The organism is Pantoea sp. NGS-ED-1003 (genome assembly GCF_000738765.1).
Taxonomy (GTDB): domain Bacteria; phylum Pseudomonadota; class Gammaproteobacteria; order Enterobacterales; family Enterobacteriaceae; genus Pantoea; species Pantoea septica.
This window is the reverse complement of record NZ_JPQA01000007.1, coordinates 192,892-208,259: the sequence shown is the minus strand read 5'-3', so window position 1 is coordinate 208,259 and position 15,368 is coordinate 192,892. Positions and strand designations below refer to the sequence as shown.

Sequence of the window (15,368 nt, the reverse complement as noted above, 5' to 3'; positions counted from 1 at the left end):
TCTTTTGCACCTCGCGCCGCCCCTGACCCTGCAGTACACTTAGCCTCTGCCAGAGCCGTCAGGAGAACCGAGCATGTCGAGCAAAAATCTCAGCGAAGAGTTATTTAAGCCGCACTACAACTACCCCGAAACCTCCTCGCTGGTGCATCGCCAGCACCACGCCCAGGTAGACGTCGAAGCGACGCTGGACGGCAGCAGCCAGCACGGCTGGTATCGCATGCTCAACAAACTGATGTGGACGTGGCGCGGCGTGCCGCCGCAGGAGATCATCGAAGTGCTGGCGCGTATCGCCAACAGCGACCAGCGCCATACCGACGACGCGCTGCTCGACACCGTGATCGGTTTTCGCAGCGGCAACTGGGCGTTTGAGTGGTCGAAGCAGGCGGGCCTCTGGCAGGCGCGCGCGCAGGAAGAGCGCGACGACAGTCTGGCTGGCGAATACTGGCTGCGCGCCTCGCACCTCTTCAGCATGGCCGCCTATCCCTATATCAAAGGCGACGAGCTGGCGGACCAGGCGCAGACGCTGGCGAATCGCGCCTATGAAGAGGCGACGCGTCGACTGCCCGGCGAACTCAAGGCGCTGAGCTTCAATATCGAAGGCGGCAGCCCGATTACCGGTTTTCTGCATATGCCGCCCAACGCCTCGGCGCCGTATCCCACTGTGCTGCTGTGCGGCGGCCTCGACTCGCTGCAAAGCGATCACTATCGGCTGTTCCATGACTATCTGGCGCCGCGCGGCATCGCCATGCTGACGCTGGATATGCCGTCGGTGGGCTTCTCGGTGAAGTGGCGACTCAACCAGGACACCAGCTTTCTGCATCAGCAGGTGCTGCGCGACCTGGCGAACGTGCCCTGGATCGATCACCGGCGCGTGGCGGCGTTCGGCTATCGCTTCGGCGCCAACGTCGCGGTGCGGCTCGCCTATCTGGAAGCGCCGCGCCTGCGCGCCGTCGCGACGCTCGGGCCGATGGTGCACAGCCTGCTGACCAGCGCGCAGCAGCAGGACGCCATTCCGGATATGTATATGGATATGCTCGCCAGCCGCCTCGGCATGGCGTTTACCAGCGACAGCGCGCTGCGCACCGAGCTGAATCGCTACTCGCTCAAAGTGCAGGGGCTGCTGGGCCGTCGCACGTCGACGCCGATGCTGGCGGGCTACTGGCCAGACGATCCCTTCGGCCCGGAAGAGGACGCGCGGCTGATCGCCAGCTCCTCCGCCGACGGCAAACTGCTGCCGATCGCCGTCAGGCCGGCGCTGGCGAATTTCGAGCGCGCGCTGAATGAGGTTTGCGACTGGCTGGCAAAGCGGTTACAACAGTAGCTGGCAAATTCACAGCGGTTTGCTTTAATACTAACGGTCAAACTTATGGAGAATTAGCATGACGTTACCGAGTGGTCATCCCCGTAGTCGCCTGCTTAAGCGCTTCACCGAGCTGGGACCGTATATCCGCGAAGGGAAATGTGAAGAAACGCGGTTCTTTTTCGACTGCCTGGCCGCCTGCGTCAATGTCAAACCCGCGCCGGAAAGCCGTGAGTTCTGGGGCTGGTGGATGGAGCTGGACGCGCAGCAAGACCATTTTACCTACGTTTATCATATTGGCCTGTTCGATAAAGATGGCGACTGGTCCGTGGCGAACATCAAGGGAAAAGAGAACGCTCAGAAAGTGGAAGAGACGCTGCGTAACTTCCATACCCGTCTGAAAGCGATGCTGCAGGAGCTGAATCTGGGGCTGACGCCCGCCAGCGGCTTTAAAGAGCCGGTCGATCTCAGCGCGTAATCCTCAACCCTGAACGGCAGGCATAGTTCGATTCGCTTCGGCTATGCCTGTTCTGCATTATTACGGCACTGGCGCTGCGTTTATATTTTTCTCCGCTTTAACGATATTTCCCGACGCGCTTTTTTATTATTTTTTACTCCCGCTTTTATTTAATCTCCTCTCGCAGACATAAAATATTCTCACGGCTTATTTGATTATGGATATTAACTAAAGCCGCTTGATAAAAGCTGTTTAATCAACGGCAGGCGTTGAAATAACCGGTCCAGCTAAATCAGAGGGCGGCACGGTATAATTCCTATTCTCTTTTTATTGAGGCGGATCGCACTGACGATTTGTAGACGTTTTCCTGACGAAATGGTGTGATACCCGCCAGCGCGACTGCCAGTGTCGCGGCTTTTCTCCGTTTGTTATCGGCAAAAAAAGAACGCCAACCCGGACACCTAAAAGTCCGGGTGGTCCTGTGCTGTCTCTCTGGAGGAAAACCCTTTGTTTAAATTAAATCCGCTGTTATTAAGCCTGGCCGCTGCGCCCGGGCTGCTTTTTCCGATTACCTGTAGTCAGGCCGCTACGTTAAAACCTTTTTCCCCATTATTAAATGACTACAAGGCAGGCGTATTTTGCGTCTGTAATGGATCGACGCAAACCCTGAGCGGCATTCAACGCTTTCAGCCGGGCTTAGATGGCGGCCGTCCCATTACCGTCGGCGAATTGTTATCGGGCGGCAGAATTATTTCCGATGACAATGTTATCGGCGCGGATCGCCTGACGTTCGGCGCGCAGGATTATCTGATCAGCGTGCCCGACGTCAACGGCAGCGGCAACAATCAGCTGCCGGTGTTTAATTCGGCAAATATCAGCGCGCTCGCCTCGGTGACGCCCGCCAGCGAATTGCCTGACTACTACAACGTCAACGGCGAGCAATATATCGATGCCCGCGTGGCGCAGGTGAGCAACGGTACCATTAATGTCGATATCGGCGTCGACGGCGCGGCCACCACCGCCGCCACCAACGGCTGGAGCATGGCGGCGAAGCAGAGCCAGCTGTTTACCGCCAGCGGCAGCGGGGCGATGAACTGGCAGTCGGCTAACCGCATCGCCTTTACCGGATCCTATACCGAATACACTTACAACCTGGCCTGGTGGGTAGATAACGTCGCCCAGTACAGCGGCCCGTTCAGCGTCACCACGCTGGACGGCAACAGCCGCGAATTCAACGTCGCCAGCCTGAACGATCTGCGGCAGTACAACGACTGGCTGATTGAGCAGCTGCAGAGCGGCAACCTCAGCGCCGGCAGCTACAACGGCGAATTCAATAAGGCGCTGTCGCTCTACAGCGCGCCCATCGCCTATGTGATCGACGCCGATGAGTACAACGACGAGGTGACGTTGCCGGTGGGCGAGCGCTCGGTGCTGAGCGCCGACGGCCCAGGCGCCAGCGTCTCGGTGCAGAAGGGCGCCACGCTGGAGGTGGTCGACTCGGACGGCGGCGCGGTGCGCGCCACCAACGGCGCGAAGGCCACCATCGACGGCAAGCTGGCCGCCAGCGGATCGGCGGCCCATGAAAACACCGCGCTGCGGCTGGCGGGCGCCAGCGGCGTCAATAACGGCGTCATCAACGGCGGCTTCTTCAATAACGCAGACGGCAGCGGCGTGGATGCGGCGACGCTCGGCTACAGCGGCAGCACGGTACTGGCGACCGGCGGCAGCCGTTTCGTCAACAACGGCGTGCTGAATTACGCCACTACGCAACCAGGCAGCGCGCTGCGGCTCAGTGACGCCCAGGGGATCAACAATGGCGCGATTAATCTCGGCGTGGCGGAGTCGATCGGTAGCCACAGCAGCGCGGGCGTCTTGCTCGACACCAGCGGCGCCAGCTTTATCAACACCGCGGGCGGCGTGATCTACGTCGGCCGCGCGCCGCAGAACGCGAAAAGCGACGTCGTGGAGGATGTGGCGATTAACCAGAGCGGCGGCGTCAACGCCATTGCGCAGCAGTTTAACTCTACCGCGATTAACGACGGGCGCATCGTGCTCGGCAGCAGGGTGCAGAACGCTGCCGCCATGCGCGTCGAGAACGGGCCGGAAGCGATCGCGCTTAACAACGGCACCATCGATCTCAACGGCCGCGCGCAGTTTCGCCCGGCGGAAAGCGTGGGCCTGCTGGCGATCGATTCCGGCAGCGGCGGACTGGTGGGCAACAACGGCACCATCAACCTTAACGGCGACGGCGGCACCGGCATCAAAGTCATCGCTCGCGACGGCCAGCGCGCCAGCGCTTTCTCCAGCGGGACAATCAACGTACCCGGCCGCGCCGATACCCTGAACGGCAGCTTCAACACCGCAGTATGGGTAAACGGGCAGGGCAGCGGCAAAGCGTCCGCTACCCTGAGCGGCCCCATCGCCCTGCAGGGCTACGGCGCGGTCGGCATTCGCGCCGAGGGCAACGCCACGGTCGATCTCACCGCCGATGCGGTGCCGCAGCTCGGCGGCAGCGGAGAGTACCAGATGGGTTTCCTCGCCATCGGACCGAATGCGCACATCAATCTGCCGCAGGCGGGCAACTATGCCACCGGCCCTGACGACTGGTACGCCACTATTTTCCGCTATCAGGACGGCGCAGACTTCGACGGCGCCGGGCTGACCATCGCGCCGGGCGCGGCGTTCTCCACCGGCATCGAAGCGGTGGGCGAGGGTTCGGTGGTCAACACCCACGGCGCGACGTTTAATATCGGCAACACCTCGACCGGCCTGCGCATCGAGGGCGGCGCGCAGGGCACCATCGATGCGGCGACGCAGCTTAACCTCAACGTCGGCGGCGCGACGGCGGCGGTGGTGGATGGCAACTACTACAACCTGACGCGCTACATCACCAACAGCTTCGACCAGCCTTTCGCCTCGACGCTGGTCAATCACGCGAATATCAACGGTCAGAGCGGCCTGCAGGTCGGTTTGATCGCCCAGTACGGCGGCGCGCTGACCAACACCGGCGACATCAGCCTGCGCGGCGAACAAAGCTACGGCATCCAGGCGCTGGTCGGCGGCCAGGCGACCAGCAGCGGCAATATCAGCGTCAGCGACGGCGCGGTGGCGCTCTTTGCCTCAGGCTACGCCTTTGCCGATCCACAAAGCAGCACCATCACCAGCAGCGGCACGCTGAACGTGACGGCAGGCAGCGCGGACGGCTTTTTCCCCACCACCGGCTTATACGCCACAGGCGATGCGGCGCGCATCGAGCAGAATGGCGTTATCAACCTCTATGGCGGCAACGCGCTGGCGGGCGAGGCCCTTTATGGCGGCGCGCTGGTGCTCGGTCAGCAGAGCAAGGTGGTGTTTCACGATCCCAACCAGACCGCTTACCGAGTGGTGGAGGGAGGCGGGACCATCTATGCGTACGGCAGCAATCAGGATGTCTCTACCGACGGCTCGACGCTCTACCAGCTGGGCGACGGCGCAATCCTCTCGCTGCAGCGGTTAGGGGAGATCACCCTGAGCGGCGCTAACACCACTGGGGTGAAAATGTCCGGCAGCGCCACGCTCTATGACAATGAAACCTACTTCGTTAACGGCAAGGGCGCGGTGGCGCTGCGCGCTTCCAACGGCGCCTACGGCGATCTGGGCGACGTGTGGCTGAACGGCGACGAGACTATCGGCGCAATCAGCGAAAACGGCGACGGCGTGGTGTTTAGCAACCGCAACATCATCGGCAGCGGCAAAAACGTCACCGCGCTGCAGGCGTCCGGCGGCGCGACGGTGATGAACAACGGCACCATTATCCTCGACGGCGAGAACAGCACCGGCGCGCGGCTGCTGGACGGCGGCCGCCTGATCAACAACGTCTGGATCCACGTAGCATCCGGCATTGGGATTGACGCCAGCGAAGGAGCAAGCCTTTATCAGCCCTACAACGGCACGGTGCAGGTAGATGGCGGCATTGCTGGCGCGCGCGTGGGAGAAAACGCCATCCTCAACATTGAGGGCGACCAGCTGTTCCGCAGCGGTATCTGGGTCAAAGGTGGGGCGGACGCGGTATTGCTGGATCGCGGCGCGGCGGGGCTGCAGGCGAGCGAAATTATCCTCAGCGCCGAGGGCGGCGGCAGCGCCATCAACAACCGCGCCGAAACCGCGAATATTGCGCTGAATAACGCCTATCTTATTCCTACTAACGGCGCGGGCATCCGCTCCGCCACGTCGTTCGACTACGGCGGCAAGGCAACGATTGACGTGCAGGGCGGCGGCGTCGGCTATCTGTTCCAGAACGAGGATGGCTCCGCCACCGCTAACGATTTGGTGGTGCCGCCAGGCTACGCAATTATCGTCAACGGCAGCGGTGACGGCATTCGCGCCAATACCACCGGCCGCGTCTTCGCCGACGGCTTTATCGCCGTGGGCAGCGAAGCGGGCGGATCGGCGATTGTCACCCGCAGCGCCAGCGAGGTGATAAACCGTGGCACCATCGTCTCCTACAGCCGCGTCGCGCCGGTGATCGATCTGCGCGGCGGCCAGACGGTGTTTATCAACCAGGGCGATATCAGCGCGGAATACCCGGAAACGCCGATCGTGGCGGGCGGCGCGACCAATGACCAGCTCGCCTTTATCGGCGGCAGCGTCATCGGCGAAGTCGATACCGGCAACGGCAGCGATACGCTTGCCGTCACCGGCGGCACCCTCAACGGCAGTCTCACCATGGGCAGCGGCGAGAACAACCAGGCGCTGATCGAAAACGTCAGCCTGGCGAATACCCGTCATATCACCACCGCGGGCGGCGTCGGCAGCACGCTCAGCTTCCGCAACATCGACGCCAGCGGCGGCTCCCTTAGCGGCGACGACCTCAGCAAAGGGGTTAACCTCGGCGCAGGCTGGAGCACGCTCAACTTTACGAAAACTCAGTGGACGCTGACCGACAACCTGAAGCTGGCGCACAGCACCATCAATATCGACCGCGACTCCACGCTGTTTGCCGGGAATAACGTCAACCCGCTGCTGGCGGGCGCCACCGACGACTCGCTGGTGGTGAACAACGCCGGTACGCTCGATCTGAGCAACGGTGGCGCGGGCAACAATCTGCTGACCATCGACGGCACCCAGGCGTCGCTCGGCGGCACGCTGCGGCTGGCGACGCGGCTTAGCGGCGCAGGCGGCCAGAGCGATGCGCTACGGGTGAACGGCGACGTCACCGGCACCACGCTGATTGACGATCGCATTCTCGCAGGCAGCGCCGCGACGCAGAGTGACGCCAGCGGCGACGGCGCGATCGACGGCCGCGAAGGCGTCTCGCTGGCGCAGGTTTCCGGCAACGCCAGCGCCGACAGCTTCGCGCTGCAGGGCGGCTACCTCGCCGCCGGGCCCTGGCAGTACGGGCTGTATGCGTTTGCGCCCGACGGCAGCGGCACGGGCTGGGACTACCGGCTCGCTAACCGCTATGTGTGCGAGGACGGCGCACTGTGCCAGCCGCAGGCGGGCCGCGCCGCATCGCGCGCGGCGCGTCCGGCGCTGGCGCCGCAGGTGCCTTCTTATCTCTCCGCGCCGGTCGGTCTGGCCTACTACACCCAGGCGATTACCGACGATCTGCATAAGCGTCTCGGTGAACTGCGCGACGGCCAGCGCAGCGGCGCGGGCGGCGAGCTGTTCCTGCGCTATCTCGGCTCGAATCTGACCTACCAGAGCAACCGCGACTTTAGCGACTACGGCTTTGACGCCGATATCGACTACAGCGCGGCGCAGCTCGGCGGCAATCTGCTGCAGCTGGACGGCACGAGCGACAGCCTGCGCGGCGGCGTCGCCTATACGCGCGGCAATACGCGCATTCGTCCGCACGCGGCCGACGGCTTTAGCTCAACCACGTTCGACAGCGACAGCGTTTCGTTCTACGGCACCTGGCAGCGCGACAGCGGCTTCTATCTGGACGGCTCGCTGAGCTGGAGCTGGCACCGCGGCGACACCGATGTCGCGCGGCAAAAAGAGGTGGCGAAGCTGAAGGCCGACGGCTGGAGCGCCTCGCTGGAGTCGGGGTATCCCTTTGTTTTCGCCAACGGTCTGCGTCTTGAGCCGCAGGCGCAGCTGACCTGGATGCGTCTGAAGTTCGATGACGCCACCGATAAGGATGGCACCACCGTGAAGTTCGACGACGACGATCAAACCATCGGCCGTCTCGGCGCGCGGCTGGATCGCACCTGGCAGGACGACGCGCAGCGTGAATATACGCCTTATCTGCGCGCCAACTACTCCCACGGCTGGGGCGGTGGCTCGAAGGTAAAAGTCGGCGCGGCGGGGAGCGACATCGGTCAGGATTTCAACAGCGGCAGGTTCGGGCAGATGTGGGACGTCGGCGTCGGCGGCACGACACGCTTCCGCAACGACGTGTCGCTCTACGCCGAAGCGGACTACCGCAAGGAGATCGACGGCAACGGCGCGAAGGGGTGGCGCTATAACGCCGGCGTGCGCTGGACATTCTGAGAGGCAAGGTAAGAACCACCTTAAGGTGGTTCTTACAAAAAAGGTGCAAAAGCGGATGGCATGGTCTGATCGCAAAGTCGCTCAAGGCATCCCTGCGCGCTCGGCCCGCGACATCCCTGTCGCGGGACGCTTTGCTCCTCAGACCATGCCATCCACTTATTGACCAGGGTGCTGCATAAAGAAAGGGCCGCTGATGAGGCGGCCCTTGTTTATCAGACACATTGAGGGGAAAACACTGATGCCGTCGCGCGTCGCTTCGCGGCGGCGCCAGATTTTTAGAACTGGTAAGTCATGCCCAGCGCAACCACGTCGTCGTTGTTCAGGCTCAAACGGTTGTCGTCGTCCAGCTGGTTGATTTTGTAATCCACGAACGCCGACATGTTTTTGTTGAAGTAGTAGGTGGCGCCTACGTCGATATATTTCACCAGATCTGCATCGCCGATACCGTTTTCGATATCTTTGCCTTTGGTCTGCACGTAGCCCAGTGACGGACGCAGGCCGAAATCAAACTGATACTGCGCCACCAGCTCGATGTTCTGCGCTTTGTTCGCCGCGCCCGCGGCCGCCAGACCTGTTGCGCGATCGGTGCCGTTGAACGGCGTCATATTGCGCGTTTCGGTATAAATAGCCGCCAGGTAGACGCTATTGGCGTCATACTTCACGCCAGCGCCCCAGGAGTCCGCACGGTCGCCCTGACCGTAAACGCGCGCCTGCTGCTGGTTGGTGCGGTCGGAAGAGGTGATCGCCGACATCACGCTGATGCCGGTATCGGCGATGGTGTAGCCCAGAGACGCGCCATAGCCGTCGCCGTTCTGACGGTTGATATCGGTACGCGAGTTGCCGCCGTTGGCGTCGTTGCGGCCCTGGTACTGCAGCGCGAAGCGCAGGCCGTCAACCAGACCGAAGAAGTTGTTGTTGCGATAGGTGGCTACGCCGGTGGCGCGCTGCGTCATAAAGTTATCAGCACGCGCGGTGCCGTCGCCGCCGAACTCCGGGAATACGTCGGTCCAGGCTTCGACATCATAGAGCACGCCGTAGTTGCGGCCGTAGTCGAAGGAGCCGTACTGACCAAACTTCAGACCGGCAAAGCCCAGACGGGTTTTGTTGCCGTTGTTGGCGTCGGAGCCTTCAGAGTTATTGACGTTGTACTGATATTCCCACTGGCCGTAACCGGTCATCAGGTCGTTGATCTGGGTCTGGCCTTTGAAGCCGATACGTACATAGGACTTATCCCCGTCCTGGCTGTCCGCGTCGCTCAGATAGTGCATCGCTTTTACTTTGCCGTAGAAGTCCAGCTTATTGCCGTCTTTGTTATACACTTCCGCCGCATGAGCAGCAGAAGTCAGCGCCAGAGCAGAGACGACGAGTGCCAGTGTACTTTTCTTCATTTGCTATCAATCCCGATGAGTAAAATGTGTTATGCCCCTGAAAAGGGCTTATAAAACAGGGGACGTTTTACCGTCTGGAGATGAACGTTTTATGACATTTTTTCTGATTTCTTGTGATATGCGAACTTTTGGTCTACCTGCTTGTCTCGGGTTTTTCGTGCTTTTCCCCGGCGGAGAGTTGGCTTCGCTTCTGACTCCTGATAAAAAGTTCCTTCGCAGAAATTTTTTTCTTTTTTTACTTAAACGGCAGGAAATATGAGCGGCAGTCAGACCCTGGTGGTCAAATTGGGGACCAGCGTCCTTACCGGCGGTTCGCGCCGGTTGAATCGGGCGCATATGGTGGAGTTGGTTCGTCAGTGCGCGCAGCAGCACGCGGCCGGCCATCGCATCGTGATCGTCACCTCCGGCGCGATGGCCGCCGGGCGCGAGCACCTGGGTTACCCGGAACTGCCCCCTACCATCGCCTCAAAGCAGCTGCTGGCTGCGGTGGGGCAGAGCCGTTTAATTCAGCTGTGGGAGCAGCTCTTCTCTATCTACGGCATCCATATCGGCCAGATGCTGCTGACCCGCGCGGATATGGAGGATCGCGAGCGTTTCCTTAACGCCCGCGACACCCTGCGCGCGCTGCTGGACAACCATATCGTGCCGGTGATTAACGAAAACGACGCGGTGGCCACGGCGGAGATTAAAGTCGGCGACAACGATAACCTGTCGGCGCTGGCGGCGATGCTGGGCGGCGCCGATAAGCTGCTGCTGCTCACCGATCAGCAGGGGCTTTATACGGCCGATCCGCGCAGCAATCCGCAGGCGGAGCTGATCGCCGACGTGCATGAAATCGACGACGCGCTGCGCGCGCTGGCGGGCGACAGCGTCTCTGGCCTGGGCACCGGCGGCATGTTCACCAAGCTGCAGGCGGCGGACGTCGCCTGTCGCGCCGGCATCGACACTATTATCGCCGCGGGCAGCCGTCCCGGCGTGATCGCCGACGTGATCGCCGGCAATCCGGTCGGCACGCGCTTTCACGCTATGCAGTCGCCGCTGGAGAACCGCAAGCGCTGGATCTTCGGCGCGCCGCCGGCTGGCGAGATCACCGTGGACGACGGCGCGCTGGCGGCGATACTGGAGCGCGGCAGCTCGCTGCTGCCGAAAGGCATCCGCGAGGTGCGCGGCAACTTTTCGCGCGGCGAGGTGATCCGCATTCGCAGCCTGCAGGGCCGCGATATCGCGCACGGCGTCTCGCGCTACAACAGCGATGCGCTGCGCATCATTGCCGGCCATCACAGCCAGCAGATCGGGGAGATCCTCGGCTACGAATACGGCCCGGTGGCCGTGCATCGCGACGACATGATCGTCAGTTAAGGAGCGGTCAAATGCTTGAAGAAATGGGAAAAGCGGCGCGCGCCGCCGCATATAAGCTGGCCGATCTGTCGACCGCTGAGAAAAACCAGGTGCTGCTGGCGATCGCCGATCGTCTCGACGCGGAGCGCGACGCAATTCTGGCGGCCAACGAGCAGGATCTCGCCGATGCGCGCGTCAGCGGCATGAGCGCCGCGCTGCTCGATCGCCTGATGCTCAATCCGCAGCGCCTGAGCGCCATCGCCGACGACGTGCGCAAAGTGTGCCAGCTCGCCGATCCGGTCGGCCAGCTGATCGACGGCGGTCAGCTCGACAGCGGGCTGCGCATCGAACGTCGCCGCGTTCCGCTCGGCGTGGTTGGGGTGATCTACGAAGCGCGCCCCAACGTCACGGTGGATGTCGCCAGCCTGTGCCTGAAAACCGGCAACGCGTCGATTCTGCGCGGCGGCAAAGAGACGTGGCGCACCAACGCCGCCACGGTGCGGGTGATTCAGAACGCGCTGCAGGCGTTTGGGCTGCCGGCGGCGGCGGTGCAGGCGATTGAAAACCCGGATCGCGAACTGGTGAATCAGCTGCTGAAGCTCGATCGCTACGTCGATATGCTGATCCCGCGCGGCGGCGCCGGCCTGCACAAGCTGTGCCGCGAAAACTCCACCATTCCGGTGATCACCGGCGGCATCGGCGTCTGTCATATCTATCTCGATGAAACCATGGAGGTCGCGCCGGCGCTGGAAGTGATCGTCAACGCGAAAAAACAGCGCCCCAGCGCCTGCAACTCGCTGGAAACCCTGCTGATCCATCGCGCCGCTGCCGACCGTTTCCTGCCGGCGTTTACGGCGCGTATGGCGCAGGAAGGGATCCCGCTGCACGCCGATGAAAATCTGCTGGCGCAGCTGCAGGATAGTCCGGCCAGCGTGACCCCCGTCAGTCAGGGCGATTACGATGACGAGTGGCTGTCGCTCGATCTTAATGTGAAGCTGGTGGATGACATGGACGCGGCTATCGACCATATCCGTACGCATGGCACCCAGCATTCCGACGCTATCCTGACGCGCAGCACGCAGAACGCCAGCCGCTTTGTGAAACAGGTCGACTCCTCGGCGGTGTACGTCAACGCCAGCACACGTTTCACCGACGGCGGCCAGTTCGGTCTCGGCGCGGAAGTGGCGGTGAGCACGCAAAAGCTGCATGCGCGCGGCCCGATGGGGCTGGAGGCGTTAACGACCTACAAATGGGTTGCGTGGGGCGACGATACGCTGCGCCCCTGATTGCGACTTTATTTAACAAAAAGGGTGTCCAGAGCGGGCGCCCTTTTTTTTAACCCCTGTTTTTCGATCCAGTTAATTTTGGAGTTTTCAGGTGTGACATTCGACGCGTCTGGACGCCACTTTTTTTTCGACAAAGTGGCTGTCTGTTTTTTGCCCGTTTTTCTACGGAACATTCCTGAAAGCCGCGCCGCAACGGGGCGCGGCGCGATCGAGACTGGTTGCCCAGAGCATGAGGAGGATAATGATAATTAGCGTTGCTTTACAAAAGCAATTGGGTAGCAAACGGACGGTAATATAAAATGAACTGGTAGCAATAATGAAAATAACATCCAGTATCTCCTCTATGGCAGATTATTAACTAATGGTTAAAAAAGAGAGTACGAGACAAGCTTTTACTGCCAGGCTGATTGCCGCGTGCGAAAGTGCGGGAATTGTCGGACATGGACGAAATAAACAGGTTGCCAAAGCGTTACAGCAGCTGGGGTGCAAAATATCGACGCCGGGCGTGTGGAAGTGGTTCAACGCGCAGTCCGTGCCGGATGATAATAATTTGCTGGCGCTAAGCCGCCTGCTGGGCGTACGGGTTGAATGGCTGCAGTATGGAATGGAAAAGCCCGCTGAATCGCTGTCGCTCGACAGCCTGAAGGCGCAGCGCAACGTCTTCCGTATCGAAAGCCTCGATATTGGGCAAAAGTCAGCATCGGGATTGCACGCGCGCGATGAGTTTGTTGAGACCATTCATGCCATTGAATATGGCGTGGATGAGGCGCGCGTGCTGTTCAACGGTCGGCCGGCGGAAAATATTCGTTTGATAGCGATCAACAGCGATTCGATGGTAGAGACTTTCGCGCCGCGCGATCAGCTGTTCGTGGACATTAGCGTGAAGTTTTTCGACGGGGACGGCATCTATATTTTTACCCTCGATAACCAGCTTTACCTCAAGCGTTTGCAGCTTCAGCACAAGAAAATCGCTGTTATTTCAGACAATAAGCGTTATGAAACCTGGTATCTCAATCGGGAGGATGTCGACAGCATGCAGGTGATGGCCAAGGTGATCCTGAGCCAGACACGGCACTATCAGCTGCTGGGTTAACCTCTGGCTAAATTCTGTTCAGCTGCAACCTGCTGAAAAAAAATAATTCAGCAGAATTCAAAAATTTAACCAATGGTAAATAAAAAATTAACTGTTGGTGTTTGATAAAGCATAAGAACAGGTTAATAATTTGAGCGTGGACCAACGAAGCCCTTCTCTCACGGAGTGAGCCGCTCTTAAACAATCGAGGCGCTGCACAAGCGCGAATCAAACCATCCAAAGTCAGTGAACTTTGGGATGGGGTGGATGCGCACATGCAGCGTCGTCAGATGCCGCCTTTTTCTCCCAACTCGCGCTTAGCCTGGCTGTTATTACAGCCGGGGCATTGCGTCGTGAGCGGAAAACGCGGCATCCGGGACGGTTCGGCTTGCCGAAAACCCATGCCTGCCACCCCATCGCCAAAGACTCATTCACAGGAGGAGTTATGGCGATAATACACTATGGCAAAAGCGTCTTTGTTGGTAATGCCCGCACCCGCAGGCATCGGCGGCGCCAGCCGCTCAGTCGACTCAAGCTCAGCATCGATCAGGCGCTGGGCTGCGAACCCGAAAATCCCCCGTTACGCCACGCCGAGCGCATCGCTCAGCGTCCGGTGACCTCGCGTGTTGAGCGGGCGATTGCCCCGACGCCCGTTAACCGTTCTGAAACCGCCAGTTTCGATAACTGCTGTTTGCCGCATGTGCATCTCTACGCCGTGCGCTAAATCTGCTCTCTATCCGCCTGTACCGCTGTATCTCATCTTTTCTCCCGTTTTATCTGGACGGGAATTCTCAACGCACTGTTTAGTGCCGCTGCTGGTTTCATCTGCAGTTTTGCTGGTGTTATCTCTGGCACTGATCAGTGTGATTTAACTGTCGCTGTCGCATTGGGAATATCTTTCCCATGCCCGGAAAAGAGGAATGGTCATGAGCCAGATTATTGAGATTCTCAATTTTGAAGAGGGTTACGTCGAAGCGCCTTATCTCGACACGCAGGGATTTCCCACCGTGGCGGGCGGCATACGCATCGGTCCGAAAGGCGCATCGCTCAATAACTATGTGTTTCGCGTGCCGCGCCAGGTCGGCGACGTCTGGAAGAAGTGCATTATCGAGGGCAAAGCCCAGCAGATGCAGGGCGTGCCGCTGCTGCAGCAGGCGCTGGCGAAGTGCAACGACGCGCGCAGCGATGTGCTCTACAGCATGGCCTATCAGCTCGGCGTCGACGGACTCTCCTTGTTTAAAAACATGCTGACCGCGGTGGCGGCCGAGGATTACGACAGCGCGGCCAACTCCATGCTCAATAGCCTGTGGGCGCGTCAGACGCCGGGACGCGCCCGCCGTCATGCCGAAGTGATGCGCAGCGGCACCTACGACGTCTACAGGGGGCTGCTATGAGATGGCTCTTTTTTATCATCGCCGTGCTGATGGTGGTGATCGTGCTGCTGATTATGCAGCGCTTTACCACGCTGGAGTTCGTGGCGCATGCGCGCCTGCTGTTTAAAACCTGGTCGGTCTGGCTGGCGTCGCTCGGGTCGATGCTCAGCGCCTGGGTGCAATCCTTTCCCTCCGCCTCGGTGGATGCCTGGAACGCCCTGCCGGAAGATGTGAAATCCATTCTGCCCCACAACTACCTCGGCCTGATCGGCGCCTTTATGGTGGCGATGGGCGTGATCGCGCAGTTTGTGCGACAGAAGAATCTGGTGCAGCAGAGGCAGCAGCTTGAGGCGAAAAAATCATGAGTCTATTTACCGCACTGCTTAGCGGCGGCTGGCACTGGCTCGCCGTCATCGGCGCGCTGATCGCCGCGCTAGGCGCCAGCTACTTCGGCGGCAAAAAGATCGGCAAGGTGCAGCAGCAGGCCGAAGCCGATACCAAAAGCGCGCAGAAAGAGGCGGCGCAAACCGCCGCCGTCGCGCAACAACAGCAAAAGCATCGTGAGGAGGCGACCCGTGTTACCACCGAGAACAGCAATCTTGATGACGCTGCTGCTCGCGACAAGCTGCAGCAGTCGAAATTCAACAAACCCTGAGCCTACGGCCGTCACCGATTCGGCC

General features: G+C 60.5%; 11 protein-coding genes. 10 read left to right on the top strand and 1 reads right to left on the bottom strand.

Features of this window, described 5'->3' with window-relative positions:
* Window positions 1–73: 73 nt before the first annotated feature.
* From frsA to JS46_RS15470, 3 genes are all read left to right on the top strand, one after another.
* A complete protein-coding gene (frsA, locus tag JS46_RS15480; protein ID WP_033752803.1) occupies window positions 74–1,321 on the top strand; it encodes an esterase FrsA in 1,248 nt (415 codons plus the stop codon).
* A gap of 58 nt (window positions 1,322–1,379) precedes the next feature.
* Window positions 1,380–1,778 carry a sigma factor-binding protein Crl gene (gene crl, locus JS46_RS15475; RefSeq protein WP_033752802.1) on the top strand — a complete coding sequence of 133 codons (399 nt, stop codon included), beginning with the start codon at window positions 1,380–1,382 and terminating at the stop codon, window positions 1,776–1,778.
* 486 nt (window positions 1,779–2,264) lie between these two features.
* Window positions 2,265–8,231 (top strand): autotransporter outer membrane beta-barrel domain-containing protein, encoded by a 5,967-nt coding sequence (locus tag JS46_RS15470; RefSeq protein ID WP_033752801.1) that lies wholly within the window; start codon window positions 2,265–2,267, stop codon window positions 8,229–8,231.
* 275 nt (window positions 8,232–8,506) lie between these two features.
* On the opposite strand, the gene ompC is transcribed toward JS46_RS15470, so the two are convergent.
* Entirely contained in the window at window positions 8,507–9,619 is a 1,113-nt protein-coding gene (gene ompC, locus JS46_RS15465) for a porin OmpC (protein WP_033752800.1), read from the bottom strand.
* A gap of 255 nt (window positions 9,620–9,874) precedes the next feature.
* On the opposite strand from ompC, the gene proB reads away from it, so the two are divergent.
* The 7 genes from proB to JS46_RS15430 all read left to right on the top strand — a co-directional run bounded on the left by proB (window position 9,875) and on the right by JS46_RS15430 (window position 15,343).
* Complete coding sequence (gene proB, locus JS46_RS15460) at window positions 9,875–10,978, top strand: glutamate 5-kinase (RefSeq protein WP_033752799.1); 1,104 nt, start codon at window positions 9,875–9,877, stop codon at window positions 10,976–10,978.
* An 11-nt stretch (window positions 10,979–10,989) separates the two neighbouring features.
* Window positions 10,990–12,243 (top strand): glutamate-5-semialdehyde dehydrogenase, encoded by a 1,254-nt coding sequence (gene proA, locus JS46_RS15455; RefSeq protein WP_033752798.1) that lies wholly within the window; start codon window positions 10,990–10,992, stop codon window positions 12,241–12,243.
* Window positions 12,244–12,604: 361 nt separating this feature from the next.
* Window positions 12,605–13,336: an XRE family transcriptional regulator gene (locus JS46_RS15450; RefSeq protein ID WP_033752797.1), complete on the top strand. Its 732-nt coding sequence runs from the start codon at window positions 12,605–12,607 to the stop codon at window positions 13,334–13,336.
* 424 nt (window positions 13,337–13,760) lie between these two features.
* Complete coding sequence (locus tag JS46_RS15445) at window positions 13,761–14,039, top strand: hypothetical protein (RefSeq protein WP_033752796.1); 279 nt, start codon at window positions 13,761–13,763, stop codon at window positions 14,037–14,039.
* Window positions 14,040–14,241: 202 nt separating this feature from the next.
* The gene (locus tag JS46_RS15440) at window positions 14,242–14,709 is read left to right on the top strand and encodes a glycoside hydrolase family protein (protein ID WP_033752795.1); all 468 of its coding nucleotides are present in this window, start codon (window positions 14,242–14,244) and stop codon (window positions 14,707–14,709) included.
* Window positions 14,706–15,053: a hypothetical protein gene (locus JS46_RS15435; RefSeq protein ID WP_033752794.1), complete on the top strand. Its 348-nt coding sequence runs from the start codon at window positions 14,706–14,708 to the stop codon at window positions 15,051–15,053. Before JS46_RS15440 ends, JS46_RS15435 begins: the two co-directional genes overlap by 4 nt.
* Window positions 15,050–15,343, top strand: coding sequence for a hypothetical protein (locus JS46_RS15430; protein ID WP_033752793.1), 294 nt, complete (start codon window positions 15,050–15,052; stop codon window positions 15,341–15,343). Before JS46_RS15435 ends, JS46_RS15430 begins: the two co-directional genes overlap by 4 nt.
* Window positions 15,344–15,368 lie beyond the last annotated feature (25 nt).

Coding starts and splice junctions, on each gene's coding strand:
- ompC (WP_033752800.1), bottom strand. CDS start 9,619: ATGAAGAAAAGTACACTGGCACTCGTCGTCTCTGCTCTGGCGCTGACT.
- proB (WP_033752799.1), top strand. CDS start 9,875: ATGAGCGGCAGTCAGACCCTGGTGGTCAAATTGGGGACCAGCGTCCTT.
- JS46_RS15435 (WP_033752794.1), top strand. CDS start 14,706: ATGAGATGGCTCTTTTTTATCATCGCCGTGCTGATGGTGGTGATCGTG.
- JS46_RS15440 (WP_033752795.1), top strand. CDS start 14,242: ATGAGCCAGATTATTGAGATTCTCAATTTTGAAGAGGGTTACGTCGAA.
- crl (WP_033752802.1), top strand. CDS start 1,380: ATGACGTTACCGAGTGGTCATCCCCGTAGTCGCCTGCTTAAGCGCTTC.
- proA (WP_033752798.1), top strand. CDS start 10,990: ATGCTTGAAGAAATGGGAAAAGCGGCGCGCGCCGCCGCATATAAGCTG.
- JS46_RS15450 (WP_033752797.1), top strand. CDS start 12,605: ATGGTTAAAAAAGAGAGTACGAGACAAGCTTTTACTGCCAGGCTGATT.
- frsA (WP_033752803.1), top strand. CDS start 74: ATGTCGAGCAAAAATCTCAGCGAAGAGTTATTTAAGCCGCACTACAAC.
- JS46_RS15445 (WP_033752796.1), top strand. CDS start 13,761: ATGGCGATAATACACTATGGCAAAAGCGTCTTTGTTGGTAATGCCCGC.
- JS46_RS15430 (WP_033752793.1), top strand. CDS start 15,050: ATGAGTCTATTTACCGCACTGCTTAGCGGCGGCTGGCACTGGCTCGCC.